The organism is Psychrosphaera aestuarii, from assembly GCF_017948405.1.
Classification (GTDB): Bacteria; Pseudomonadota; Gammaproteobacteria; order Enterobacterales; family Alteromonadaceae; genus Psychrosphaera; species Psychrosphaera aestuarii.
The window spans coordinates 2,049,929-2,073,940 of record NZ_CP072844.1 but is presented as its reverse complement, the minus strand read 5'-3'; the positions used below and the strand labels follow the sequence as shown (position 1 = coordinate 2,073,940).

The window sequence follows — 24,012 nt, the reverse complement described above, 5'->3', positions numbered from 1 at the left end:
TTACGTTAGTAAACAATAGGCAGTAAAGCATGGCAATTAAAACGGGTGACTTTAATCCATATGTCGACCGCCGAGATACCAACAGCTTAAAGTGGGAAAAGTATCGCAATAGAGATATTTTACCTTTATGGGTCGCTGACTCTGAGTATGAATGCGCACCAGCAATCATTTCAGCTTTAACATCAAGAGTACAGCATGGTGTATTTGGCTATCATAACCCGTACCAAAATGAAGCGGCGATTCCGGCCATACAACGTTGGTTATTCAAACAGTATAATTGGCAGGTGCAGTCCGATTGGATTGTTTGGACTCCCGGTGTCGTGCCCGCCTTTAATATGATGTGTCAGGCCTTTTGCAAACCAGGAGATGGCGTGTTGGTTCAAGTGCCAAATTATCCGCCGTTGCTCAACGCGCCATTATCAAACAGCCTCATTCAAGAAACGATATCAACGAGTTTCATTAATGGTCGTTGGCAACTAGATTTAGACGAGTTAGAACAAAAAGCCGCGAAGCCTAGTACAAAATTGTTCTTATTGTGTAATCCCATGAACCCTTGTGGTTCGGTATTCACTCGTGCTGAGCTAGACGTTATTCAACGTATCTGCCTAAAACACGATGTAAAGTTGTGCTCAGACGAAATTCACGCCGATCTAATTTTAGAACAAAGCCAAGTACATATTCCAGCCGGTAGTTTAACTGAAATAGGCGAACAGGCAGTGACATTGATGGCCGCAAGTAAGACCTTTAACGTGGCTGGTTTTGGCGTATCCTTTGCGGTAATTCAAGACAAACAAACCCGTGCAAAATTTAAAGCTGCAGGACAGGGAATTGCGCCGTCAGCGAATAATTTTGGTGTGTTGGCAACAACGGTGGCATTTAACGAATGTGATGATTGGTATTTACAGCAACTTGAATATTTACGAGAAAATCAAAAGTATTTAGCTTCGCAAATAAAGGATATTGCTGGTTTGACTTATCATCCTTCAGCGGCGACATTCTTAGCTTGGATAGATTGCAGTGGGCTTAATCGCAAAAACTTACAGCTTTATTTAGAATCACTAGGATTAGGGCCGTCGCCGGGAATAGACTTTGGTTGGCCTCAATTTGCGAGAATTAACTTTGCTTGCTCAAGAGAGATGTTGGTTGAAGCCGTTGAGCGATTAAAGAAAGTAACAATATTAAAATAACACCGAACCATGCGATGGAATTACCGAATTCTCGATAGATGGTATTACTTTCATATATATCGAGCTTATGGCTCAATACGGCCGCTTTAAATTGAGGTAAAAGACTAATTATTTCGCCGTTTTGATCTATGATAGCGGTAATTCCATTATTGGTTACTCGGACAACCGGCTTTGCAAATTCAAGCGCGCGCATTTGAGCAATTTGTAAATGTTGCCAAGGGCCGTGTGACGCTCCAAACCATGCATCATTGCTAACGGTAAGAATGATGTCACTGTTATCATACAAGTTATCTCGGACTTGTTCTGAAAATGCTATTTCAAAGCAAATCGCCGGACTGATCTTTAGGCCTTGTGCAATCAAATTGTCTTGTTGATAATAACCTCGAGAAAACGACGACATTGGCAAATCAAAAATTGGGCCTAACTTGCGAAGCACACTTTCGAAGGGAACAAACTCACCAATTGGCAACAAGTGGTGTTTGTTAAAGCGGTTATTGTGCAAGTAGCTATAATGGCCAAATTGATCATCTGCGCGTTTTTTACCAAGTACAATAATATTATTATACGCAAGGTTCGTTTCTGGTTGATAATCAACAATACCAGTAACTAATGCGGTATTTGTTTCAGCTGCCAGCTTGTCAACTTCACGTAAATAGTCATTTGCCAGTATTTCTAGTCTTGGAATGGCCGCTTCCGGCCAAATGATCAGGTCGTGTTGACTAAAAAAGTCTGTCGACATCGACAGATATTTTTCCATCGTTGGCAATTCGTTTTCCGGCTGCCATTTTATACTTTGTTCTATATTCCCTTGAACTAACGCTAAACGAACGGTTCGTTTTAACTCTCCGGTCCAATCTTTCTGAGTACTATAAATACTTAAACCCAGAATGAATATTATTAAGGTAATCGCTAAGCCATCTATTTTACGACCTAACGCTTGTCTAGCTTTAGAAATAAATTGATAAACTGATACCGCCATAACGGCAACAACAGCTTGTAGGCCAAATTCGCCAACAATAGGTGCCAGAGATCTAAACGGCCCCTCAAGTTGGCTGTAGCCAAGAGACAGCCATGGAAAACCGGTTAATAGTATAGCGCGAAGAAACTCGGCAATAAGCCAAAATGCGGGAAAACCCCAAAGTTGAAATCTTTTTAAGTTTTTAAATGTTAACCAAGATGCCAAAGCTGGAAAAAGAGCAAGGTAACCGACTAATAAAGCCATAAGAAAGACAGATGCAATTAAGGGTAAGCCGCCAAAATCGGCGATGGCAACATGTACCCAACTAATACCAGCACCGAACCAACCTAGGCCGTAATAAAATCCATATCTTGCAGCTTGTTTTGCTGTGTTAGCACTGGTAATTGCTGCAATTAAAAAAAATAAAGTGACAAAAGGTAGCCACCAATTTTGGAAGGGAGAGTACGCTAGGGTATTTGCAACACCTAGCGACATAAGTCCAACAGGAATATAACGTTTTAGCGTTATCGCTTCCATGCCTTAAAAATCCATTATGGTTTGGTTATTTTTTTCTTTGGAAGGGTCACCATAAGTTGCTGGATTCGGCGAGTATCTGAAGATTGAACTTTAAATTTAATATTATTAATTAAAACTTCTTCACCTTTTTCCGGCATATGACCAAATTCGTGTAAGACAATACCGCCAATGGTATCCGCTTCTTCTTCGTCAAAGTCAGACTTGAAAAACTCATTAAAGTCGTCCAGTTCTGTTAGTGCCTGTACCATATAAACGTGTTTAGACACTTTACGAATGTTATCGGTTTGATTGTCTTCTGAGTCAAACTCATCTTCAATTTCACCAACAATTAGCTCTAAAATATCTTCGATTGTAACAAGACCAGAAACGCCGCCATATTCGTCTACAACTATTGCCATATGATAACGATTTAGTCTGAACTCACGGAGAAGCGTATCAACCCGCTTGCTTTCTGGAACAATTACAATTGGGCGTAATAAAGACTGTAAATCAATCTCTTGCTCTCGGTCTGTTAGCAAACTTAATAAGTCTTTTGCTAATAATATCCCTTCAACATGGTCTTTGTCTTCGGTGACTACAGGAAAACGAGAGTGGCCAGATTCGATCATTAATGGAATAAATTTATCAGGTGTATCAGACAAATCGAGAGTAATCATTTGGGACCTAGGTATCATGATATCTCTGATCCGCAAATCAGCGATCTCCATTACACCGTCTATCATATTTTTAGTATTTAGATCGATTAGGTCATTTTGCGCAGCAACATCAATGATATTGGCTACGTCTTCTTTGCTTTTCGGTTCGTCAGTAAAGAGCTGGCCAAGTTTCTCTATCCAACCTTTATTCGATGAACCGTTGCTACTATGTGGGTTGTCGTCACTCATTCTAGTCAGAATGTTCCTATAGTTATTAAACACAACAATTGCCATTTTGTTAGATAACCATACAAAATGTCAATTAGATTATTATTAAGTTTATTCAGTTTCTAAATAAGGGTTTTCAATGCCCATTTCGTTTAATATTTCGATTTCTAAGCCTTCCATCTCATCAGCATCGGCATCAGAGATATGGTCGTAACCGAGCAAGTGCAAGGTTCCATGAAGCAACATATGAGCCCAATGTGCATCAAATGATTTTTTTTGCTCGACGGCTTCCTTGTTAACAACTTGAGCACATATCACTAAGTCGCCTAGTAAAGGCAACTCAATATGCGGCGGTGCCTCAAAGGGAAAAGACAAAACATTAGTTGGTTTATCTTTTCCTCGATAGTCACTGTTAAGTTGCTGACTTTCATCTTCATCAACAATACGAACCGTTAATTCAGACAAATCTTTGAATTGTGGTAAAAAAGCATTTAACCAAGCTAAACATTGTTGCTCTGATGGTACTGATTTATCAGTACTGACATTTTGATAATCCAGTTCAACGCTCACGATTAATATCCTTTAAAGCCGCTTCACGAAGTGCTTTTTCTTGCTCAGCTTTTTCTTTAGCTTGTTGTTCTCGTTCAGCCTTAGCTCTACGTTCTTGTTCTTCTTGCTTCTCGTAGGCCATAACGATTTTCGCCACAACGGGATGTCGAACGACATCATCGGCTTTGAAGAAGTTAAAGCTAATATCTTCTACATCAGCTAACACTTCAATCGAGTGACGCAGACCAGACTTTGCTCCGCGTGGTAAGTCAACTTGAGTTATATCACCGGTGATCACTGCTTTTGAGTTAAAGCCGATACGAGTAAGGAACATTTTCATCTGCTCAACGGTGGTATTTTGGCTTTCGTCTAAAATAATAAAAGCGTCGTTTAGCGTTCTACCGCGCATGTAAGCAAGCGGCGCTACTTCAATAACGTTACGTTCAATTAGTCGCTCAACCTTTTCAAAGCCTAACATTTCGAATAGGGCATCATAAAGAGGACGTAAATATGGGTCTATTTTTTGACTTAAATCGCCAGGTAAAAAGCCAAGTTTTTCACCCGCTTCCACGGCTGGACGAGTTAACAAAATACGCCTTACTTCTTGACGTTCAAGTGCATCAACCGCACAAGCTACGGCAAGATAGGTTTTACCTGTACCAGCTGGACCTATACCAAATGTAATGTCGTGATTAAGTACATTTTTAACGTATTCAACTTGATTGCTATTTCTAGGCTTGATGTTGCCTTTTCGAGTACGAATAACAACTTCATTGTCATAACCTTCAATCTCTTGATCCAAGATTTTTGACTGTTGCAACGCTAAGTGAATATGGTCGGGTAAAAGCTCTTTGGCTTTAACTTTATTTTTTTCTTTAGGATCGGGCTGGGTTTCTATGTACAAATCTTTCAGAACTTCATTAACCGCAACAACGTTAGCCGGGTTGCCAACGATTTTAAACTTATTGCCTTGGTAGGTTATTTCAACACCCATACGTCGCTCAATATGTTTAATATTGTCATCATAAGGGCCGATTAATGACGCCAGACGATCTTTGTTTGCTGGCTCTAAAAATAATTCCACACTGTTCAATTTTTTAGGCAATTTGTTTTATTCCCCTGAATTATATAAGCAAAAGGCCATGACGAATCATGGCACTTTAAGATATTAAACCAATACTACGAATATAAATCTAAGGAGCAAAAGTGGCAACACCTAGCTCATCAGTATTCGTTTGTCGTTTTGCAATAATGTCCGACGGTGCAACTTCTTGACGTAGACCCATTTCGTTTTCGCCACGAATAAACTCGCCACGTAATGAGTTAGTGTAGACGTCTACGATTTTAACATCAGCAAAACCACCGATTAAGGTGTGTGGACCTTCAAAGTTAACGACACGGTTGTTTTCAGTACGTCCGCGAAGCTCCATTGGATTCTTTATTGACGGACCTTCAACTAAAATTCGTTGTTCAGTATTCAACATTGAACGCGAAATTTGCATTGCTTGATGGGTAATTAAATTTTGTAGTTCGTATAAACGCTCTTTTTTCTCTGATTCTGGTACATCATCAGGTAAGTCAGCCGCTGGAGTACCAGGGCGTGCGCTGTATATGAAGCTAAAGCTATGATCGTAACCAATGTCTTCAATCAATTTCATTGTTTTTGCGTGATCTTCAGCTGTTTCGCCAGGGAAACCAATAATAAAGTCAGAGCTCATACTAATATTCGGGCGAACTTTACGTAGCTTACGAATTTGAGACTTGTATTCAATGGCTGTGTGGCCGCGCTTCATAAGCGTTAATATACGGTCAGCACCAGATTGAACAGGTAAGTGAAGGTGATCCACTAATTCAGGAACGTCTTCATAGGCTGCGATAATATCATCAGTAAATTCAACCGGATGTGACGTTGTGTAACGAATTCTGTCGATACCATCAATTGATGCAACTAAACGTAATAATTCACTGAAATGACAGATGTCGCCATCGTGTGTGGCACCACGAAATGCATTTACGTTTTGGCCAAGTAAATTGACTTCGCGAACGCCTTGCTCAGCAAGTTGTGCAACTTCAAAAATAACATCATCTACTGGACGAGATACTTCTTCACCACGAGTGTAAGGTACAACACAGAATGTACAATACTTGCTACATCCTTCCATAATCGAGACAAATGCGCTCGGACCATCCGTCGTCGGTTGTGGTAATCGGTCAAACTTTTCAATTTCCGGGAATGAAATATCAATGACTGATTCACCGTCACCTTTTTTGATTTGTTCAATCATTTCTGGAAGGCGATGCAATGTTTGTGGGCCAAATACCATATCAACATATGGAGCACGCTCACGTATGTGTTTACCTTCTTGTGAGGCAACACAGCCACCAACACCAATAATTAAGTCAGGCTTTTTAGCTTTAAGATTTTTCCAACGACCTAGTTGATGGAATACTTTTTCTTGTGCTTTTTCACGGATAGAACAGGTATTCAGTAGAATAACATCGGCATCTTCTGCTTGTTCAGTAAACTCATATCCATGACTGTCATCCAAAAGATCTGCCATTTTCTGCGAGTCGTACTCGTTCATTTGACAGCCCCAGGTTTTAATATGTAGTTTTTTTGTCATTCTTCTCTCGTAAATCGTATGGAAAAGTTGTTCATAAAAAGGTCGCGTATTTTACAGTGAAAACGATAGAACTGAAAGTGAATTCAATCCACTAAATGGCAACAGCATAAATTGATTAAAGAAAATTATCTTAAAGACCTTGGTGTTATTGATGTTTCTGGCATAATAAAACGAGCTAAAACAACTGAGAAACTGCATGGAATTTCCAGAGTCCAATCTAAATACACTAAATAAAACAGAATATGACGTTGTTGTTATAGGCGGCGGAATGGTTGGCGCTTCTCTGGCGTTAGGCTTTGGTAAACAAGGTAAATCAGTGTTATTGGTGGAGCATGTAAAACCAGAGGTCTCTTGGCTAGCTAAGCCACCATTGAGGGTTTCAGCAATAAACAGGTATAGTGAAAACTGGTTAGAGGGTATTGGCTGTTGGTCTAAAATTGAACCCAAAGCAATGTGCCAGTTTAAGAGACTAGCCACGTGGGAGCAGGGCGCACCAACGGTAGAATTTAGTGCCGCAGATATTAATGAAAGCCATTTAGGTTTTCTAGTACGTAACGAAGCAATTCAGTTAGCCGCATATGAAGCAATCAAACAAAGTCAATTTAATATTGAAGTCGTATTTGGTTGTCATCTTGGAAAGATAATGTCATTGCCTACTAATCAAACCGAAGTCCGATTGATTAATGGTGCGGGCGAACAAGATATTGTTTGTCATTTGCTAGTCGGCGCAGATGGCGCTAATAGTAAAGTTCGTCAGTTGTCCAATATTGGTACCTCTGGCTGGGATTATCAACAACAGTGTTTTAGTATTACTATTAATACTCGATTTGAAGAACAAGATATAACTTGGCAGCAATTCCAACCCAGTGGGCCTAAAGCCTTTTTGCCTTTAAACGACAATTACGCCTGTTTGATTTGGTATGACAGCAAAGAAAAAGTTGAAGAATTAAAAGCACTAGACTTTGTATCGTTAAAAAAACAAATAGTAGCGACTTTTCCAAAGTTACCCGGTGACTTTGATATTGAACAAACGGCATCTTTCCCATTAACTCGGCGTCAAGCTAATCGATATTATAACAATCGAATTGTATTAGTGGGTGATGCTGCCCACACAATTAATCCACTCGCCGGTCAAGGTGTTAATTTAGGGTTTAAAGACAATGCACAGTTATTGTCGTTGCTCAGCAGTTTAGATTTATCTGATGACTCCCTGTTAAATAATGGTAAGTCAGGAACATCTGAGTTAGATAAAGCGTTGATAAAATACAATATAAAACGAAAAGCAGACAGCCTTCTAATGTCTTCGGTTATGGATACGTTTTATCACTTATTTTCTAATGAAAAAACAATACATAAGTCTGCTAGAAGTATTTTGTTAAACACCGCAAATTTATTTCCGCAAGCCAAAGTAGCAGTAATGAAAAAGGCATTAGGGTTTTAGCTTAACCACTTACGTCTTAAAAGTTGGCGCTTATGTAGAGTACAAAAGAGTCACGTTTCATGGTACTAATGTCATTATCGTTTGCCATTGGGTAAAGTTGCATGCCGACTATGTCTTCAACCACTCGAATATCAGCAAGTCTCACTTGGCCCTCACCATGTTTGTAATAACCACCAATAGATAGCGGGAAACCAAATGCATTGGTATTAACGGCAAGGCTAAAACCAACCATGTCTACAACCTCCATTCGTTGAAAAGGTTGACTGATATCTATTTCGCCATTTGAATTATCGGTAAAAATACCAAACCTAAGCAAGTTTTCGTCAGATAATGGGTAGCTAAATCCAATAGAGTAATTAATAACTTTTTTTAAATCTCTATTTATCGGCGGTTGCGTGGAGGAGATACTAAACTCCTCGACATTGACCGCAGAATAATAGTCAACGTCAAAGCTAACCAGTAAATCACTGACTATAGATGAAAAACCGGTGGAAACGTTTGTACCGTATTCTTGCTTTTTTGTACCAGTAACTGTACCGACACTTGATGTCTTTACTGATGGAGGAAGAGGTACTAGTGACGATACCGTAATTTGATGGCTACCAGTAAAACTGCGATTTAGGGCGATGTCTTTAGCAAACTTTAACCCCCAATTAAAACCGTCACTTTTGTATAATAATCCCAATTGAGGTGTGGCTATAATATTTTCATCTTTTAAACGTCTTGTGGCTGTAAAACCACTTTTAAGCAAGCCTGACGGTACCGGAATCGCAATATCAATACCCGAGCCCTGTACAGTCTCAAATTGCTTATATTTGGCAATCACTGATGCACCAAAAGACCAATTGCTATTAATGTTTAGCGCGCCTCCTATGCCTAGGTCATAAGAAGCGTTATCAAGATCGATATTGCCAAACTCGGTTTGCCTACCAATTTCAGCACCAGTTTCAGATAAAAACGGTACCTCTACTTGTGAAAAGTTACGCTCAGTTGATAAATCTGATACCGCAAATACTAAACTCCAATGCCAAAGGTCGGTATTTTTACCGGTTCCCAAGAAGCTCGGAATAATTGAAAAAGAAGAACGAGAAAAGTTAGCTTTGTTTGAAAAAACATCGTTGAGTTCGCTAGATTCCCAGGAAAAAGTGCTCAACGAAGCGGAGTTGTTTAGTTTTGATCTTGATAATCCAGCAGGGTTGTAAAAAACAGCGGACATGTCGTCTGCGATACTAGTAAAAGCGCCACCAAGACCAATGGCCTTAGTACCAATGAGTATGTTTTTGTAATGGTATTCATCAGCATTGCTATTTGAAGTATAAGTAGCAAAAAGGCCAAACAAGACACTAGATATAATTGTATTACGCAAACTTATTATGCTCCCTGAATCTAATATTCAAATAAGTGTATGACACATTTAAAAATATCGTAAAGAAAAATACATAAAAAGCAAAGTAAATATAAAGTGGAAGAATGGTTACAAATTTAGGAAAGAAAAAAGCCTCGCATTGCGAGGCTTTAAATAGTGGCTGGAGTACCAGGATTTGAACCTGGGAATGGCGAGATCAAAACCCGCTGCCTTACCGCTTGGCGATACTCCAACAATAAGTGGCTGGGATACCAGGATTTGAACCTGGGAATGGCGAGATCAAAACCCGCTGCCTTACCGCTTGGCGATATCCCAACTAAACTTTGCATGTGAAAACATGTCTTAATATGGTGCGGAAGGAGAGACTTGAACTCTCACACCCGAAGATACTGGAACCTAAATCCAGCGCGTCTACCAATTCCGCCACTCCCGCAAATTTTTTGCCTTGAGGTTTGGTAGTGTAATCGAGTGGTGGCTACGCCCTGATTTGAACAGGGGACCCCATCATTATGAGTGATGTGCTCTAACCAGCTGAGCTACGTAGCCATTCCGTTGTTTCGATTACCGCCTCAAGCGATGTGGCGTATTATGCTGATGCGACCCTTTGTCGTCAACTGCTTTTTTAAAGAAAATGTCACTTAACGTATCGTTTGGCTTTAATTTGTTCAACTCGGTGGTTTTTTGTATAAAAAGAGACGTTTTCAACGAAATTTTAACGTAAAAATTAACTATTAAAATAAAATCTAGATCATTAAAAACGGAACTTGTTTAGCCAGCCGATAATTGTGTTACGTATAAAGCTCGGCATTTGTTCAAAAAAAAAGCCTTCAGAATAAGAAGGCTTTGTTTGTGAAAAATAATATTTAAACTAAAGATTAAACATTGAAGCGGAAATGTATAACGTCGCCGTCTTTAACGATGTAATCTTTACCTTCAAGGCGCCATTTTCCAGCTTCTTTTGCGCCAGATTCACCGCCATTTTCAACAAAATCATCGTAACCAACGATTTCGGCACGAATAAAGCCTTTTTCAAAGTCAGTGTGAATTTTGCCAGCGGCTTGTGGCGCAGTAGAACCAGACGTGTATGTCCAAGCTCTTACTTCTTTTACACCAGCAGTAAAGTATGTATTCAGTCTTAATAACTCATAACCAGAACGAATCACTCGGTTTAAACCAGGTTCATCCCAACCTAAATCTTCCATAAATTCGGCTAAATCTTCCGGCTCTAATTCAGATAACTCTGACTCGATGGCTGCACAAACCGCAACAACAACCGCATTTTCAGTTGAAGCAATCTCTCGAACCTTGTCTAAAAACGGATTATTCTCAAATCCATCTTCTGCAACGTTTGCGATATACATAGTTGGCTTCATAGTGAGTAGATTTAAGTAGCTGATTGCTGCTAATTCTTCTTTCGTAAGCTCAACAGAGCGGGCCATGCCACCCTCATCAACGATAGGCTTTAACTTTTCAAGTACTTTGATTTCAAACTTAGCATCTGCGTCGCCACCTTTGGCTTTTTTAGCATTACGGAACATCGCGTTGTCAATTGAATCCATATCTGCAAGTGCTAATTCAGTATTGATAACGTCAATGTCTTCTTGTGGGTTTACTTGACCAGCAACGTGAACAATGTTTGGGTCATCAAAACAACGAACAACATGACCAATTGCATCTGTTTCACGAATATTGGCCAAAAACTGGTTGCCTAAGCCTTCACCTTTGGATGCACCTTTTACTAGACCGGCAATATCTACAAATTCCATTGTTGTTGGAATGACTCGCTGAGGATTAACAATTTCTGCTAGTTTATCTAAACGAAGGTCTGGAACCGGAACAACACCAGTATTAGGTTCGATAGTACAGAATGGAAAGTTTGCAGCTTCGATACCTGCTTTTGTTAATGCATTAAATAAAGTTGATTTACCAACATTTGGTAAGCCTACGATGCCACATTTAAAACCCATGATGGTTCCTTACAATAAAAATCAATGTTGTGCTTATTTTAGCTAATTTATTCGGCACTGAATGAATGTAATCTACTCTGTGCTTTTTTTAAATCTTGTTTAAACCAAATGTCCATGCAACGCGTTGCTTCGTCTATTGCTGCATCTATTTTTTCTTGGTCTACTTGAGGGGCTTTGCCCAACACCCAGCCAGTCACTTTTTCACGACTACCTGGATGACCGATTCCAATACGGAGTCGATAAAATTCTTTGTTATTCGCCAATTTAGCGATTATGTCTTTTAAGCCGTTATGGCCGCCGTGTCCGCCACCTTGTTTGATCTTTACTTTTCCTGGAGGCATATCTAGTTCGTCATGCGCGACAAGAATTTGCTCTGGTTTAATTTTAAAGAAGTTTGCAAGTGCACTAACAGATTTTCCACTTAAATTCATAAAGGTGGTGGGAATTAGCACTCGAACTTCGTTACCGTCAATGAGTAATTTACCGGTATAACCAAAGTATTTGGGATCATTTTTAAGGGTAACATTTTGTGCTCGGCATAGTTCTTCGATAAACCAGGCACCGGCATTATGGCGGGTGTATTTGTATTCGGGGCCTGGATTAGCCAGGCCCACGATTAGTTGAATATCGGTACTCATTTTAGTGTACGTCTATTCAACACAGATTATTCTGAATCTGCTTCTTCTGAAGCTTCGTCAGTATCTTCTGCTTTAGTCTTTGGTGCGTGTACAGTAACAACGGCTAGATCGTGAGATTCACCTTTTGCTAATTCTACAGACGCAACACCAGCTGGCAATTTAAGATCGCTGATGTGAATAGTTTGACCGATTTCTAAATCAGCAACGTTTACTTCGATGAACTCAGGAAGGTCTTTCGGTAAACAAGTGATTTCTATCTCAGTCATAGTGTGAGCAACAACAGCACCAGACTTAGTTACAGACTCTTCACCAATGAAGTGAACTGGAACGTTAGTGTGTAATTTCTGCTTAGCATCAACACGTTGGAAGTCCAAGTGCATGATCAATGGCTTAAACGGGTGACGTTGAACGTCTTTAAGAATTACTTCTTCTTTCTTACCGTCGATAACAAGAGTAAGAATGTGCGAGTAAAAACCTTCGTGTGCTTGTGCTTGCCATACTTTGTTGTGAGATAAAGCAAGGTTAAGCGCGTCTTTATCTGTACCGTATAAGATTGCAGGAACTTGGTTAGCATGACGTAGGCGGCGGCTCGCACCAGTACCTTTGTCAGTACGAACTGTAGCTTCTAATGTATAAATAGCTTCAGACATGGAATTCTCCAAAAAATAAAAAGTTTATGTTTTCTCCCGCGACCAAGAGAAAACTCATATCCCCAAATATCAGGGGCGCGGTATTCTAATTGAAAGCGCTTATTTACTCAACATTTTTGTGCATAGCAAGATGTTTGCTCAGAAGTTTCTTTAATAGGTAATAATGGTTATGGCATCAAATTAAACGGAAATAAAATTCTTGTCGCATAAATAAATTAAAACTAATATGCAAAAATAGAAAACATAATAATAAGATCAAAGAAGACTTTGACGTTTGGAGAAGTTATACCATGCGAAGATTACTGCGTTTAATTGCGCTCTTACCTATGTTAACAATAGTTGTGCTTGCTATTTATAAAGTAACTATCAGCGCTCCTAAAACTATTCCGGACTATTATTGGCTCGCAGTAGCGATGATAAGTTTACCAGCAGCATTTATAAAACTAGATAATATCCGGGATGGTATTATCGGCCTTTTATATTCAGGAATAATTGCTAATTTTTTACTGTTTATATCTTCGTTACTCGTTAAAAACATCGACAATACCACCGCAGTTATATTCATCGGTTATTTATTATCGGTTTATTTAGTTGTTGTTATTGATATTGTATATGACAAGTTTTTGAACTCGAATAAAAGCACAGATGTGTTTTCATCGTTTGATAACCCAACAGAATATAGGATTGATAATGAAAAGTAGTTTACTTGTTTTATCGGCACTCGTGCTTGTTGCGTGTGAAGCAGTCAGCAATGGCGATACTGGAAATAAAAACGAACGAGTCACTTATATAAATGTTTTTAAAGATGCAAACAAAAAACAGTGTTTTTCTGAAGGAATCTCATTACAACAAATGGAAACAGAGCTGGCGTCTGCCAATATCAACGTTCGATGTTCGCAACGCAGTAACGATGGTTTAATGTATCCACAAGCGTGCGGTCAGGACGAAGGCACGATTAATGTTTTTCAAATAGCCTCAGATGATGCATTGCGTGCAGGAGAGTTAGGTTACAAAAACGTGGCAGAAATTACGTCAGCTAACATCATATTAGAATGCAAATAAAAGATAGTATTTTGTTTGATTAAAAAAGCGGCCATGGCCGCTTTTTTGTTGCAACCATTTAGCGTTGTTTAGTGATCAAACATCGCCGATATTGACTCTTCATTACTGAGTCGACGAATGGCTTCTGCAAGCATATTACCTAGTGTTAGTTGTCTAACATTTGGCAATGCGGCAATGTCCGCAGGCAGAGGTATTGAGTCGGTAACAATAACTTCATCAATTACCGTGTTTTTTAAATTTTCAATGGCGTTACCAGAGAAAACAGGGTGTGTTGCATAAGCAAATACACGTTTTGCACCTTGAGCTTTGAGAGCTTCAGCTGCTTTACATAGTGTGCCACCAGTATCAATCATGTCATCAACCATAATACAGTCGCGACCCTTTACATCACCAATGATATGCATGACTTGTGCAACATTAGCTTGCGGGCGGCGTTTGTCTATTATCGCTAAGTCTTTGTCGTTTAGTAGTTTTGCAATTGCGCGAGCTCTTACTACACCACCAATGTCTGGCGAGACAACAACAACATCATCGGCTAAATCGAAACCTTTTTTACGTAGGTCGTCTACTAAGATTGGACTACCGAACACGTTGTCAACGGGTACATCAAAGAAGCCTTGAATCTGTTCAGCGTGAAGGTCAACAGTTAAAACTCTGTCTACCCCTACACTTGAAAGAAAATCGGCTACAACTTTTGCGGTAATTGGAACACGAGCAGAGCGAACTCGTCGGTCTTGGCGCGCGTAACCAAAGTATGGAATAACAGCTGTAATTCGACCAGCAGATGCACGCCTAAGCGCATCGACCATTACAATTAATTCCATTAGATTGTCATTACAAGGAGCACAAGTGGATTGAATGATGAAAACATCCGATCCTCGAACGTTGTCATTTACTTGAACACTAATCTCACCGTCGCTGAAACGGCCTACAGTGGCGTTACCCAGGTCGATGTCAAGACGGTTACTGATGATTTCGGCAAGTTCTGGGGTAGCGTTTCCAGCGAAGAGCTTTATATCAGGCACAGAGATATCCTATAGCAAAAATGCTTTTAGTTTTATAATGAGGTTAGCCTAAATTAACCGAACCTCTAATAATTATTAGCCAAACAGCGTTTGGTGCGTCGGGGAAGTGTTGCATCCTTTTGCAACAAATCCAGTCAGGTCGACAGGCAGTCGATTATGTACCTCTTTTGCTTCGTTCTGAGTATCAAACTCAGCAAAAACACAAGCGCCAGTGCCAGTCATCCTGGCCGGCCCATATTCTAACAACCAGTCTAATGATTTGGCAACGTTTGGATAACGATTATAAACTAACTTTTCAAAATCATTTTTAAATTGCGATTCAATACCTTGGTATTTAATTTCATCTAGCGGTATTTTCGGCGAATTTCGCGGCAAAAGAGGTGAAGAAAATAATTCAGCAGTATTTACATTTTGTTTTGGCGTTAAAACCAAATACCATTTTTCTTTTATAGGATAGTTAGTTAACTTTTCTCCTACACCATCGGCAATGGCCGTTTGGCCGTTAACAAAAATCGGCACATCAGCGCCAATACTAAGGCCAATTGTTTCTAACATGGGAATGCTTAAATTAAAGTTCCACAACTTATTTAAAGCTAACAATGTGGTTGCTGCATTTGACGATCCACCTCCGACACCGCCGCCCATGGGTAATTTCTTATTTAGATCAATTTGAATATTAGGGAGGCCTGAACAACGAGCAAGTCCAGTATCATAAGCATGTTGTTTTAACTTATTTGCCGCTTTGAAGATTAAATTATCTTGCGACTCAAGTGCCTTTATGTTGCAGGATAAATTTACCGTGCCGGTGTTGTTTTGATTAGGAGAGGCAATAAAAGTCATTTCGTCGCCATAGTCTAAAAAGTGAAATAGACTTTGCAGTTCGTGATAACCATTTTCTAACTGCCCATTGATATTCAAAAAAAGATTTAACTTGGCAGGGGAAAGTAGCGTCAGTTTTGTCACTGTCATTTATATTTAGCCTTAAAATACTATAGTTAGGTTGTTTTAACCTTCGAGTTGCCAATTGGAAATGGCGATTTTAATTCGAGAATCAGAAGATTTTATTGTCATACCTTTAGGTAATCTTAGTTTTAAAACCGGTTCGCGTTCACTGTAATTTATGCGCCAAGTTTGCTTATTAAATCCAGACTCCTTAAAAGCAAAAGATTGCAATTCAGTTTTATTTATATATATCGGATCAATAACATCTTTTTTTACCGCTGAGCCTAATAACCACAGTGGTAGTTTTTTGAATGGAATTTGTTTGTTGGTCAAACGAGCAACTAATCTTTGGGGGTCATTGTCACTATATGATTTACCGTCTAATTTCAGAGTGGCGATACCGTTTTCATATTTTAATGAAAGTACATCAACGCCGATAAACGTCGATAAAGTAAACTGAAAATCATCTCTGTCTTGTCGCCAATAAAAATAGGCGCTTTCTTTTTCTTTGCCAGACACCAATAAAATCTTTCCACGCGCCGTCCACTGTGATAATTCCGTTGCAGATTTTACTTTTAGCGCACTTGACGAGTCAGGTAGTGTTGTACACGCACTGATCAAAACAAGTGTTAGTATCGTTAGAAAGGTAGATTTAAAGTATGTCATTTTAGTCTCAGCTAAAGTTATTTTATGTTTTTACTACGATATCTTGTAATTAAGCGAGTTACAGGCTTTCAAAAAGTCTGCGATTTTCGTAGAATTGCGTGTTTTTCACATCTTGGATCATTATAAGTATTTTATGTCCGTAATCGCGTTAGGAATAAATCACAAATCTGCTTCGGTAGCACTTCGGGAGCGACTCGCGTTTACGCCTGAGCGTTTGCCAGAAGCGTTAAAAACCATTCGAAGCAATGCAGGTTGTGATGAAGCAGTGATCCTATCGACATGCAATCGTACAGAAATTTATTGCTTTGGTGAACAAGCAAAAGCACAAGATGTTGTAAATTGGTTAGCACAATTTCATCAAGTAGGTGAAGACGAGCTGAATCAACATGTTTACATTCACCAAAATATAGAGGCTACACGTCACCTAATGAGAGTTGCGAGTGGTCTTGACTCAATGGTTCTAGGTGAGCCGCAAATACTTGGGCAAGTAAAACAAGCCTATCAGCAAGCCAAATCTATCGGTACCGTACAAACTTACTTCGAACGAATGTTTCAGCAGTCCTTTTCAGTAGCTAAGCAAGTTAGAACTGAAACAGATATAGCAACAAATGCGGTATCGGTTGCATATGCGGCTGTAACGCTAGCAAAACAAGTTTTCGGTGAGTTTACTGGAAAAAAAGTATTATTGGTTGGGGCAGGTGAAACGATAGAACTAGTGGCTAAACATATCTACGAGCAAGGTGCGAAAGATATCATAGTTGCAAATAGAACCCTCAGTCGAGCAGAAGGCATAGCGGAACAGTTTGGCGCTAAAGTTTGTACGTTGAGTCAAATTAGTGAAGAAATTTTAACAGCAGATGTTGTTATTAGTTCAACAGCAAGCACGCTGCCTATTATTGGCAAAGGCTTAATTGAAAAAGTGTTTAAACAGCGTAAACATAAGCCAATGTTTTTAGTTGATTTAGCAGTTCCTCGTGATATCGAGCCTGAAGTTGCTGAATTAGATGATGCCTATTTATATACAGTCGACGACTTGCAAGACATCGTTGCTAGTAACATGCAGGCACGAAGTGAAGCCGCTGTTGAAGCCGAAGCAATAATAGACGGTAAAGCAAGTATTTTCTCCGATTGGATAAGCTCCTTAGACTCAGTTGACCTTATAAAAGATTACCGCACGCAAAGTATTGCAACGAAAGACGAACTGTTAAGCAGAGCATTAAATCAAATTCAAGCCGGCAATGATCCAGAAACGGTACTCATTGAAATGGCGAATAAATTAACAAACCGACTGATTCATGCACCAACATCAGCGCTTAAAGAAGCTGCAGAGAATCAGAATAGTGAACAGTTGGCTATTATGAAAACCGTATTGGGGATCCAATGAAAGAATCAATAGAAAGAAAACTTGAAGGCCTAGTAGAGCGTTATGAAGAAGTTCAAGCATTACTTAGCGACCCAAGTGTAATTTCAGATCAAGAGCGTTTTAGAGCCTTGTCTAAAGAGTACTCTGATCTAGAAGACGTTACTAAAGCATTTACGCAATTTCAGTCAGCTGTTAGCGACTTAGAAGAAGCAAAATTAATGCTGGAAGAAGATGATGCTGAAATGCGAGAAATGGCGAATGAAGAAATCAAACTTGCCAAAAAAGAAATTGAGCGACTTGAAGATGAGCTTCAAGTACTTATGCTGCCAAAAGATCCTAATGACTCCAATAACTGCTTCGTAGAAATACGTGCCGGTGCCGGCGGTGATGAGGCTGCCATTTTTGCGGGCGACTTATTCCGTATGTATAGTCGCTATGCTGAATCAAAGCGCTGGAAAGTTGAAGTTATGAGCTCTAACGAAGGTGAACATGGCGGATATAAAGAGATCGTCGCTCATTTTACTGGCAACGATGTTTATGGAACGATGAAGTTTGAGTCAGGTGGACATCGAGTGCAGCGTGTGCCTGAAACCGAGTCGCAAGGGCGCGTTCACACTTCAGCTTGTACTGTAGTAGTAATGCCAGAAATACCAGAAGCCGAAGCGATTGAAATAAACACCGCAGATTTAAAAATTGATACCTACAGAGCATCAGGTGCAGGTGGTCAGCATGTTAACAAAACTGACTCTGCAGTTCGCATTACCCACTTACCAACAGGCATTGTAGTTGAATGCCAAGATGAGCGTTCACAGCATAAAAACAAAGCTAAAGCTATGTCGGTGTTGAGTGCACGAATCCAAGCCGCTGAAGATGAAAAACGCAATGCTGAAGAAACGAGTATGCGTCGTAATTTAGTTGCCAGTGGCGATCGTTCAGAACGTGTTCGTACCTACAATTTTCCACAAGGGCGTTTATCAGAGCATCGTATAAATTTAACTCTGTATAAGCTAAACGAAATCATTGAGGGCGATCTTGATTGTGTACTTCAGCCATTAATGACTGAATATCAAGCAGACCTACTAGCGTCGATGTCAGAAGAGTAGTGACAAAGCTAGTTACAATAGAGGCGGCTATTCAACTGGCCGCCGATTCTCTCCAAGTGATCTCAGACTCAGCAAAGCTAGATGCTGAGTTGTTGCTCCTACATATTTTAAATAAACCAAAGTCATATTTGTTTACTTGGCCAGATAGAACTCTAGATGACGTTCAATATTCAGCCTTCTTTGAATTAGTTGCTGAGAGAGCAAAAGGACGACCTGTTGCCCATATCATAGGTCACCGAGACTTTTGGACATTAGACTTAGAAGTTAATAACAGCACTCTAATTCCACGCCCGGATACTGAAACCTTAGTTGAAGTTGTTTTAGAATCAATTAACAACCTAAATATTACCGATCAGAGTAGAGGATTAGACTTAGGAACGGGCACAGGCGCAATTGCTTTGGCTTTGGCTAGCGAATTACCATCGATGAGCTGGCTTGGTGCCGACTTTAATCACGACGCAGTTAATTTAGCGCGTCGAAATGCGCAACGAAATAAAGTTGAAAATTGTCAGTTCATACAAAGTGATTGGTTTTCTAATGTAGGCTCTGAAAAATACGCTGTTATAGTGAGTAATCCACCTTATATTGATCCAACAGATCCACATTTATCTGAAGGTGATGTGCAGTTTGAGCCTAAAAGTGCGCTTGTTGCTGAGGCGTCTGGTACCGCAGACCTAGAGCATATTATTGCAAACGCTCCTAAATACTTAACCTCGCCAGGGCTTCTAGCTGTTGAGCATGGTTACGACCAAGGCGCTATAGTACGACAGGCTTTTAATAAAAACCTGTTTAAAAACATAAAGACATTTGTTGATTTGGGTCAAAATGATCGCATAACAATTGGCTATTTTTAAAGTTTGCGTTTAGTCTATTATCTATACAGGTGCTATGTACGCATCGTGGTTGACCATTAAGATTAAACGGAGTCTGTTATCATGGTTGATGATTTTTTGTTTGCAGGTGATGCACCAGAAGTTGAGTCAGTAAAAACAATTGGTTGTTGGAAAGTACTAATCGTTGATGATGAACCTGAAGTTCATGCGGTAACCAAGCTTGCGCTGAGTGATTTTGTTTTTCAAGATAAAAGCATTGAGTTTATTAGCGCCTATAGTGGTGCTGAAGCAAAAGAAATTATTAACCAGCACAATGACATCGCCATTGTTTTATTAGACGTGGTAATGGAAACGGATGACGCAGGTTTAAATGTCGCTAACTACATTCGTAACGAATTAAATAATCATAAAGTCCGTATAATCCTTCGAACCGGCCAACCAGGTCAGGCACCAGAAAAGCAAGTTATTGTTAATTACGACATAAACGATTACAAATCAAAAACAGAACTAACGGCTCAAAAATTATTTACCGTAGTGTTGTCTGGTTTACGGTCATATAGAGATATCCGAGCGTTAGAGAAAAGTCATGACGGTCTTCGAAAAATAATATCGGCATCCGCAGATATTTTCAATGTTCATTCGATGGATCAGTTTATTGAGGGTGTTATGCAGCAATTAACCTCAGTATTAGGCTGTGGCGAAGAGCAAGCTATATACGCCACTGATAGTTTTATGGTTAATTGCACAGCTAGAAAAAAAGAACATGATTTAAAAGTAATAGCAGCGCAAGGGCAGTTTGCGGATAAAGTGGGCTTGTTAGTTTCAGAGCTAGGCGTTGTTAAAGACAATAACCTTAACAACGCTTTTAAACAAGCGATCACATCAAGATCGATCGTATATCAAGACAACTACTTAATCGCTTATTGTCACAGTCGTTACTCCACTAACTCATTGTTGTTTGTATCTGGTTTACCCTCAGACATTTCCGAAAGTCAAAAAGATCTCGTTGAATTGTTTGCAAAGAATGTACAAATTGCATACGAGAGTATTCAACTTAAAGTTGAACTTGATTCGTCACAAACTGAATTGCTCGAGCGATTAGGTGGGGCCGTTGAGAAACGCTTAAATGATTCAAGTGGTCATATCCGAAGAGTCACGCAGTTATCAACCATGTTAGGCGAATGGTTTGGCTTAGGTGACTCTGAGCTGGAAATGTTAAAAAAAGCCGCTCCCTTGCACGATATCGGTAAGATTTCCTTATCGAATGAATTGCTAAAAAAAGAATATGACCTTGACGAAATTGAATGGGAAAAGGTTAAGCAGTGTCCAATAAGAGGCTTAGAAATATTAGATGGCTCTAAAAGTGAAATTATTCAATATGCTGCTATTGTTGCTTATCAACATAATGAAAATTGGGATGGTACGGGTTACCCGCAAGCTATCAAAGGCAAGAGCATCCATTTATTTGCAAGAATAGTTAAAGTGGCTAATGTATATGAGTCGTTAAGAAGTGCCTTAATATATAAAGAGGCTTGGTCACACGAGAAGGCCATCCAGTATCTTAAATTGGAATCGTCAAAGCAGTTTGACCCGGAGCTTATCAAACTGGTTTTAGAAAATGATCAAGAATTTGAACGTGTTTACAAAAGCTAGCAGATAAAATTAAATAAATTTGTTACTATCGCTTACTCAACAAAGTACGCGCTTTATAATTATAAAATTTATTTAAGGGTTTAAGATGTATATCGCTTTAAAACACGCTCATTTGACGTTTATTTTATTAAGCGTTGTTTTGTTTTATTTTCGCTTTTATAAAGTACAAATTGCAGGTCAGTCTTTACCAAAAGTTTTAAAAATCCTACCTCATATCATTGATACGTTACTTATCGCGACGGCCATTGGTTTATGCATTGTGATTCAACAGTACCCAATTATGCAAAACTGGCTCACCATAAAAGTCCTATTTGTCATTGCTTATATCGTATTTGCTGCGCTTGCAATCAAAGCAACAAATAAACAACGTGCAATAGCCATGTTAACTGGTGCATCGGTCAGTCTGATAATGGCCGCATTTATGGCAATTCATAAGTTGGCATAACCTTTCAATTTAAGTGTAGTAAGAGAGAATATGTCAGCAAATTGGTTTAGAAAAAGCGCATACGGTCAGTGTTTGTTGCTTGAGCTTATTGAACTTGAAGAAAACTGGCAAACTAGCTATTCAAAAACGGCGTTAGAACAAACGTTGGATGAAATGGTGACTCATTTGTCTAGATATCAGGTGTCTGAAGAGCCAACTCAGAAAGAGCTGTATGACGTGATAGACAGTATTTTTGATGAGTTAGCCTTTTCTGGTCCAGGTTTACAAGATTTGCCGGAGTCAGCCTTAGGCTCTGTGAGCTATTGTGTAGAATCTCGAACTGGTAATCACCTAAGCTTAGCGATAGTGATGGATTACCTCTTGAGAGAATTAGGCTTCAACTCGTTCATCGCAGAGCTGCAAGATGATATCGCCTTGGTTGTAAAACTGAGTAATTCCGAGCTTATTGTTATTGATTCCATGTCAGGCGCGACGGAGTACATTATTACTAGCGATGATATGAATGAAAGCATGCTAAACGGTTTAGCTGTATTTGCCAAACCTATTGATAGTGAAGAGTTAATTAAAGAAATTGTGAGTGAACAGAAGCTATGTTTATTGGCAGAGGGTTTCTATGAGGAAGCCTTGTTGTGTGTTGAAACACTGATGGCTATTTTACCTGAGGATCCTTATGAAAGAAGAGATAGAGGGATAGTGTTACAACAATTAGATTGCGATCAAGCCGCAACAGACGATATCAAATACTTTTTAAAAGCATGCCCAAATGATCCTATGGCAGCCTTTTTTAGGTCTCAATTAGAAGAACAAGTACTGCCAATTCATACGATACATTAGTAAGGTATGTCAGTTTCGGTAGTTTGAGCCTTGCATCCAAATTATAATAAGGAATAATCTCAATGCCAATAATAACAAATGAAGCCACTTTGTTGGGGTTGTTAGCATTAATTTTGGGTGCGGTATTTTATACAAGTAGGAGCTCGAACCCTAAGTTCCAATCATTCTATAAGTATGTCCCTGCTTTATTACTGTGTTATTTTATACCTTCTATTTTTAATTCTGCTGGTTTAGTTAGTACCGACGCAGCAAACAACATTTATTATGTTGCATCACGTTTTTTACTTCCTGCTTGTATAGTTTTACTAACCGTAAGTGTCGATTTACCGGGTATACTTAAACTCGGACCAAAGGCGATTATTCTGTTTCTTACTGGTACTGTTGGGATTGTTATTGGTGGTCCAATTGCACTGCTCATTCTGTCGTTCTTCTATCCTGAATTACTTGGCAACAATGGTCCTCAAGATGTTTGGCGAGGGATGACGACCGTTGCAGGAAGTTGGATTGGTGGCGGTGCTAACCAAGCCGCTATGAAAGAGATTTATGAAGTAGGTGACACTATATTCTCTTCCATGATTGCCGTCGATATTATTATGGCGAATATATGGATGGCGGTTTTACTGTTACTGGCGGGTAATGCAAAAGCGATCGATGAAAAAACGGGTGCTGATACCAGTGCATTGGAAAACCTCAAGGCTAGCGTTTTAGAGTTTCAAAAGAGGCACGCAAGAATTCCACATCTGGATGATTTAATGATTATCTGCGCAGTGGGCTTTGGAGTTACTGGCGTTGCTCATATTTTTTCCGATGTCGTCACACCATTTATGATGGAACATTACCCAGACAGTAAAGAATTAAGTTTTCACAGTAAATTTTTCTGGATGATTGTGAGTGCAAGTGCCATGGGTATCGCTCTGTCTTTTACGCGATTACGAAAAATAGAAGCGGTTGGGGCATCAAAGGTTGGTTCGGCATTTTTGTATTTTTTAATCGCAGCAATAGGCTTAAAGATGGATGTTTTGGCCATTTTTGAAAGTCCTCTATACTTTTTGCTAGGAGCGATTTGGATGGTTATTCACGCGACGTTAATGTTGAGCGTCGCTAAGCTGATTAAAGCGCCACTGTTTTACATGGCGGTGGGTAGTCAGGCTAATGTTGGCGGAGCCGCATCCGCACCAATTGTTGCCTCAGCCTTTCACTCGGCATTAGCACCTGTAGGAGTGTTACTTGCGGTGTTAGGTTATGCTATTGGCACTTATGCAGCCTGGTTTTGTGGACAAATATTACAGGTTATTGCCAGTTAACG

At 39.5% G+C, this 24,012-nt stretch carries 23 protein-coding genes and 4 tRNA genes; 11 read left to right on the top strand and 16 right to left on the bottom strand.

The window, feature by feature from the left end; genetic code table 11:
• Window positions 1-29: 29 nt before the first annotated feature.
• On the top strand, window positions 30-1,187 hold the full coding sequence (locus J9318_RS09435) for a MalY/PatB family protein (RefSeq protein WP_210559681.1): 1,158 nt from the start codon (window positions 30-32) through the stop codon (window positions 1,185-1,187).
• On the opposite strand, the gene lnt is transcribed toward J9318_RS09435, so the two are convergent.
• The 5 genes from lnt to miaB form a co-directional block, all read right to left on the bottom strand.
• Entirely contained in the window at window positions 1,114-2,682 is a 1,569-nt protein-coding gene (lnt, locus tag J9318_RS09430) for an apolipoprotein N-acyltransferase (RefSeq protein WP_210559680.1), read from the bottom strand. The genes J9318_RS09435 and lnt overlap by 74 nt on opposite strands.
• 14 nt (window positions 2,683-2,696) lie before the next feature.
• Window positions 2,697-3,566, bottom strand: a complete 870-nt coding sequence (locus J9318_RS09425; RefSeq protein WP_210559679.1) for a CorC family transporter — start codon at window positions 3,564-3,566, stop codon at window positions 2,697-2,699.
• Window positions 3,567-3,656: 90 nt separating this feature from the next.
• Window positions 3,657-4,115 (bottom strand): rRNA maturation RNase YbeY, encoded by a 459-nt coding sequence (gene ybeY / locus J9318_RS09420; RefSeq protein ID WP_210559678.1) that lies wholly within the window; start codon window positions 4,113-4,115, stop codon window positions 3,657-3,659.
• Window positions 4,105-5,199, bottom strand: coding sequence for a PhoH family protein (locus J9318_RS09415; RefSeq protein WP_210559677.1), 1,095 nt, complete (start codon window positions 5,197-5,199; stop codon window positions 4,105-4,107). Before J9318_RS09415 ends, ybeY begins: the two co-directional genes overlap by 11 nt.
• Window positions 5,200-5,287: 88 nt before the next feature.
• Window positions 5,288-6,718, bottom strand: coding sequence for a tRNA (N6-isopentenyl adenosine(37)-C2)-methylthiotransferase MiaB (gene miaB / locus J9318_RS09410; protein WP_210559676.1), 1,431 nt, complete (start codon window positions 6,716-6,718; stop codon window positions 5,288-5,290).
• 196 nt (window positions 6,719-6,914) lie between these two features.
• On the opposite strand from miaB, the gene J9318_RS09405 reads away from it, so the two are divergent.
• Window positions 6,915-8,159, top strand: coding sequence for an FAD-dependent monooxygenase (locus J9318_RS09405; RefSeq protein WP_210559675.1), 1,245 nt, complete (start codon window positions 6,915-6,917; stop codon window positions 8,157-8,159).
• Between the two features lie 16 nt (window positions 8,160-8,175).
• Here J9318_RS09405 and J9318_RS09400 read toward each other — a convergent pair whose 3' ends face one another.
• The 8 genes from J9318_RS09400 to J9318_RS09365 form a co-directional block, all read right to left on the bottom strand.
• On the bottom strand, window positions 8,176-9,525 hold the full coding sequence (locus J9318_RS09400) for an OmpP1/FadL family transporter (RefSeq protein ID WP_210559674.1): 1,350 nt from the start codon (window positions 9,523-9,525) through the stop codon (window positions 8,176-8,178).
• A gap of 157 nt (window positions 9,526-9,682) precedes the next feature.
• Window positions 9,683-9,757: transfer RNA gene (locus J9318_RS09395), tRNA-Gln, on the bottom strand.
• Window positions 9,758-9,765: 8 nt separating this feature from the next.
• Window positions 9,766-9,840: transfer RNA gene (locus J9318_RS09390), tRNA-Gln, on the bottom strand.
• A gap of 33 nt (window positions 9,841-9,873) precedes the next feature.
• Window positions 9,874-9,958: transfer RNA gene (locus J9318_RS09385), tRNA-Leu, on the bottom strand.
• A 36-nt stretch (window positions 9,959-9,994) separates the two neighbouring features.
• Window positions 9,995-10,071 (bottom strand) — tRNA-Met (locus J9318_RS09380).
• Between the two features lie 329 nt (window positions 10,072-10,400).
• Window positions 10,401-11,492, bottom strand: a complete 1,092-nt coding sequence (gene ychF / locus J9318_RS09375) for a redox-regulated ATPase YchF (RefSeq protein WP_210559673.1) — start codon at window positions 11,490-11,492, stop codon at window positions 10,401-10,403.
• Window positions 11,493-11,539: 47 nt separating this feature from the next.
• Window positions 11,540-12,130 carry an aminoacyl-tRNA hydrolase gene (pth, locus tag J9318_RS09370; protein WP_210559672.1) on the bottom strand — a complete coding sequence of 197 codons (591 nt, stop codon included), beginning with the start codon at window positions 12,128-12,130 and terminating at the stop codon, window positions 11,540-11,542.
• 26 nt (window positions 12,131-12,156) lie between these two features.
• Window positions 12,157-12,780 carry a 50S ribosomal protein L25/general stress protein Ctc gene (locus J9318_RS09365; RefSeq protein WP_210559671.1) on the bottom strand — a complete coding sequence of 208 codons (624 nt, stop codon included), beginning with the start codon at window positions 12,778-12,780 and terminating at the stop codon, window positions 12,157-12,159.
• Window positions 12,781-13,070: 290 nt separating this feature from the next.
• Between J9318_RS09365 and J9318_RS09360 the strand changes: the two genes are divergently transcribed.
• Both J9318_RS09360 and J9318_RS09355 read left to right on the top strand, forming a co-directional pair.
• Window positions 13,071-13,481 carry a hypothetical protein gene (locus J9318_RS09360; protein WP_210559670.1) on the top strand — a complete coding sequence of 137 codons (411 nt, stop codon included), beginning with the start codon at window positions 13,071-13,073 and terminating at the stop codon, window positions 13,479-13,481.
• Window positions 13,471-13,842, top strand: a complete 372-nt coding sequence (locus J9318_RS09355) for a hypothetical protein (protein ID WP_210559669.1) — start codon at window positions 13,471-13,473, stop codon at window positions 13,840-13,842. Before J9318_RS09360 ends, J9318_RS09355 begins: the two co-directional genes overlap by 11 nt.
• A gap of 68 nt (window positions 13,843-13,910) precedes the next feature.
• On the opposite strand, the gene J9318_RS09350 is transcribed toward J9318_RS09355, so the two are convergent.
• From J9318_RS09350 to lolB, 3 genes are all read right to left on the bottom strand, one after another.
• Window positions 13,911-14,867: a ribose-phosphate pyrophosphokinase gene (locus J9318_RS09350; protein ID WP_210559668.1), complete on the bottom strand. Its 957-nt coding sequence runs from the start codon at window positions 14,865-14,867 to the stop codon at window positions 13,911-13,913.
• Between the two features lie 75 nt (window positions 14,868-14,942).
• Window positions 14,943-15,836 carry a 4-(cytidine 5'-diphospho)-2-C-methyl-D-erythritol kinase gene (ispE, locus tag J9318_RS09345; RefSeq protein WP_210559667.1) on the bottom strand — a complete coding sequence of 298 codons (894 nt, stop codon included), beginning with the start codon at window positions 15,834-15,836 and terminating at the stop codon, window positions 14,943-14,945.
• Between the two features lie 36 nt (window positions 15,837-15,872).
• A complete protein-coding gene (gene lolB, locus J9318_RS09340; RefSeq protein ID WP_210559666.1) occupies window positions 15,873-16,475 on the bottom strand; it encodes a lipoprotein insertase outer membrane protein LolB in 603 nt (200 codons plus the stop codon).
• A 133-nt stretch (window positions 16,476-16,608) separates the two neighbouring features.
• On the opposite strand from lolB, the gene hemA reads away from it, so the two are divergent.
• From hemA to J9318_RS09305, 7 genes are all read left to right on the top strand, one after another.
• Window positions 16,609-17,859 carry a glutamyl-tRNA reductase gene (gene hemA, locus J9318_RS09335; RefSeq protein WP_210559665.1) on the top strand — a complete coding sequence of 417 codons (1,251 nt, stop codon included), beginning with the start codon at window positions 16,609-16,611 and terminating at the stop codon, window positions 17,857-17,859.
• On the top strand, window positions 17,856-18,941 hold the full coding sequence (gene prfA / locus J9318_RS09330) for a peptide chain release factor 1 (protein ID WP_210559664.1): 1,086 nt from the start codon (window positions 17,856-17,858) through the stop codon (window positions 18,939-18,941). The genes hemA and prfA overlap by 4 nt, the downstream gene beginning before the upstream one ends.
• Entirely contained in the window at window positions 18,941-19,795 is an 855-nt protein-coding gene (prmC, locus tag J9318_RS09325) for a peptide chain release factor N(5)-glutamine methyltransferase (RefSeq protein ID WP_210559663.1), read from the top strand. Before prfA ends, prmC begins: the two co-directional genes overlap by 1 nt.
• An 81-nt stretch (window positions 19,796-19,876) precedes the next feature.
• Window positions 19,877-21,427, top strand: coding sequence for a response regulator (locus J9318_RS09320; protein ID WP_210559662.1), 1,551 nt, complete (start codon window positions 19,877-19,879; stop codon window positions 21,425-21,427).
• 85 nt (window positions 21,428-21,512) lie between these two features.
• On the top strand, window positions 21,513-21,872 hold the full coding sequence (locus tag J9318_RS09315) for a SirB2 family protein (RefSeq protein WP_210559661.1): 360 nt from the start codon (window positions 21,513-21,515) through the stop codon (window positions 21,870-21,872).
• A 30-nt stretch (window positions 21,873-21,902) separates the two neighbouring features.
• The gene (locus J9318_RS09310) at window positions 21,903-22,706 is read left to right on the top strand and encodes a tetratricopeptide repeat protein (protein ID WP_210559660.1); all 804 of its coding nucleotides are present in this window, start codon (window positions 21,903-21,905) and stop codon (window positions 22,704-22,706) included.
• A gap of 62 nt (window positions 22,707-22,768) precedes the next feature.
• Window positions 22,769-24,010 (top strand): DUF819 family protein, encoded by a 1,242-nt coding sequence (locus J9318_RS09305; RefSeq protein ID WP_210559659.1) that lies wholly within the window; start codon window positions 22,769-22,771, stop codon window positions 24,008-24,010.
• Window positions 24,011-24,012 lie beyond the last annotated feature (2 nt).

Coding starts and splice junctions, on each gene's coding strand:
- J9318_RS09435 (WP_210559681.1), top strand. CDS start 30: ATGGCAATTAAAACGGGTGACTTTAATCCATATGTCGACCGCCGAGAT.
- lnt (WP_210559680.1), bottom strand. CDS start 2,682: ATGGAAGCGATAACGCTAAAACGTTATATTCCTGTTGGACTTATGTCG.
- J9318_RS09425 (WP_210559679.1), bottom strand. CDS start 3,566: ATGAGTGACGACAACCCACATAGTAGCAACGGTTCATCGAATAAAGGT.
- miaB (WP_210559676.1), bottom strand. CDS start 6,718: ATGACAAAAAAACTACATATTAAAACCTGGGGCTGTCAAATGAACGAG.
- J9318_RS09405 (WP_210559675.1), top strand. CDS start 6,915: ATGGAATTTCCAGAGTCCAATCTAAATACACTAAATAAAACAGAATAT.
- ychF (WP_210559673.1), bottom strand. CDS start 11,492: ATGGGTTTTAAATGTGGCATCGTAGGCTTACCAAATGTTGGTAAATCA.
- pth (WP_210559672.1), bottom strand. CDS start 12,130: ATGAGTACCGATATTCAACTAATCGTGGGCCTGGCTAATCCAGGCCCC.
- J9318_RS09365 (WP_210559671.1), bottom strand. CDS start 12,780: ATGTCTGAAGCTATTTATACATTAGAAGCTACAGTTCGTACTGACAAA.
- J9318_RS09360 (WP_210559670.1), top strand. CDS start 13,071: ATGCGAAGATTACTGCGTTTAATTGCGCTCTTACCTATGTTAACAATA.
- J9318_RS09355 (WP_210559669.1), top strand. CDS start 13,471: ATGAAAAGTAGTTTACTTGTTTTATCGGCACTCGTGCTTGTTGCGTGT.
- ispE (WP_210559667.1), bottom strand. CDS start 15,836: ATGACAGTGACAAAACTGACGCTACTTTCCCCTGCCAAGTTAAATCTT.
- lolB (WP_210559666.1), bottom strand. CDS start 16,475: ATGACATACTTTAAATCTACCTTTCTAACGATACTAACACTTGTTTTG.
- hemA (WP_210559665.1), top strand. CDS start 16,609: ATGTCCGTAATCGCGTTAGGAATAAATCACAAATCTGCTTCGGTAGCA.
- prfA (WP_210559664.1), top strand. CDS start 17,856: ATGAAAGAATCAATAGAAAGAAAACTTGAAGGCCTAGTAGAGCGTTAT.
- J9318_RS09320 (WP_210559662.1), top strand. CDS start 19,877: ATGGTTGATGATTTTTTGTTTGCAGGTGATGCACCAGAAGTTGAGTCA.
- J9318_RS09315 (WP_210559661.1), top strand. CDS start 21,513: ATGTATATCGCTTTAAAACACGCTCATTTGACGTTTATTTTATTAAGC.
- J9318_RS09310 (WP_210559660.1), top strand. CDS start 21,903: ATGTCAGCAAATTGGTTTAGAAAAAGCGCATACGGTCAGTGTTTGTTG.
- J9318_RS09305 (WP_210559659.1), top strand. CDS start 22,769: ATGCCAATAATAACAAATGAAGCCACTTTGTTGGGGTTGTTAGCATTA.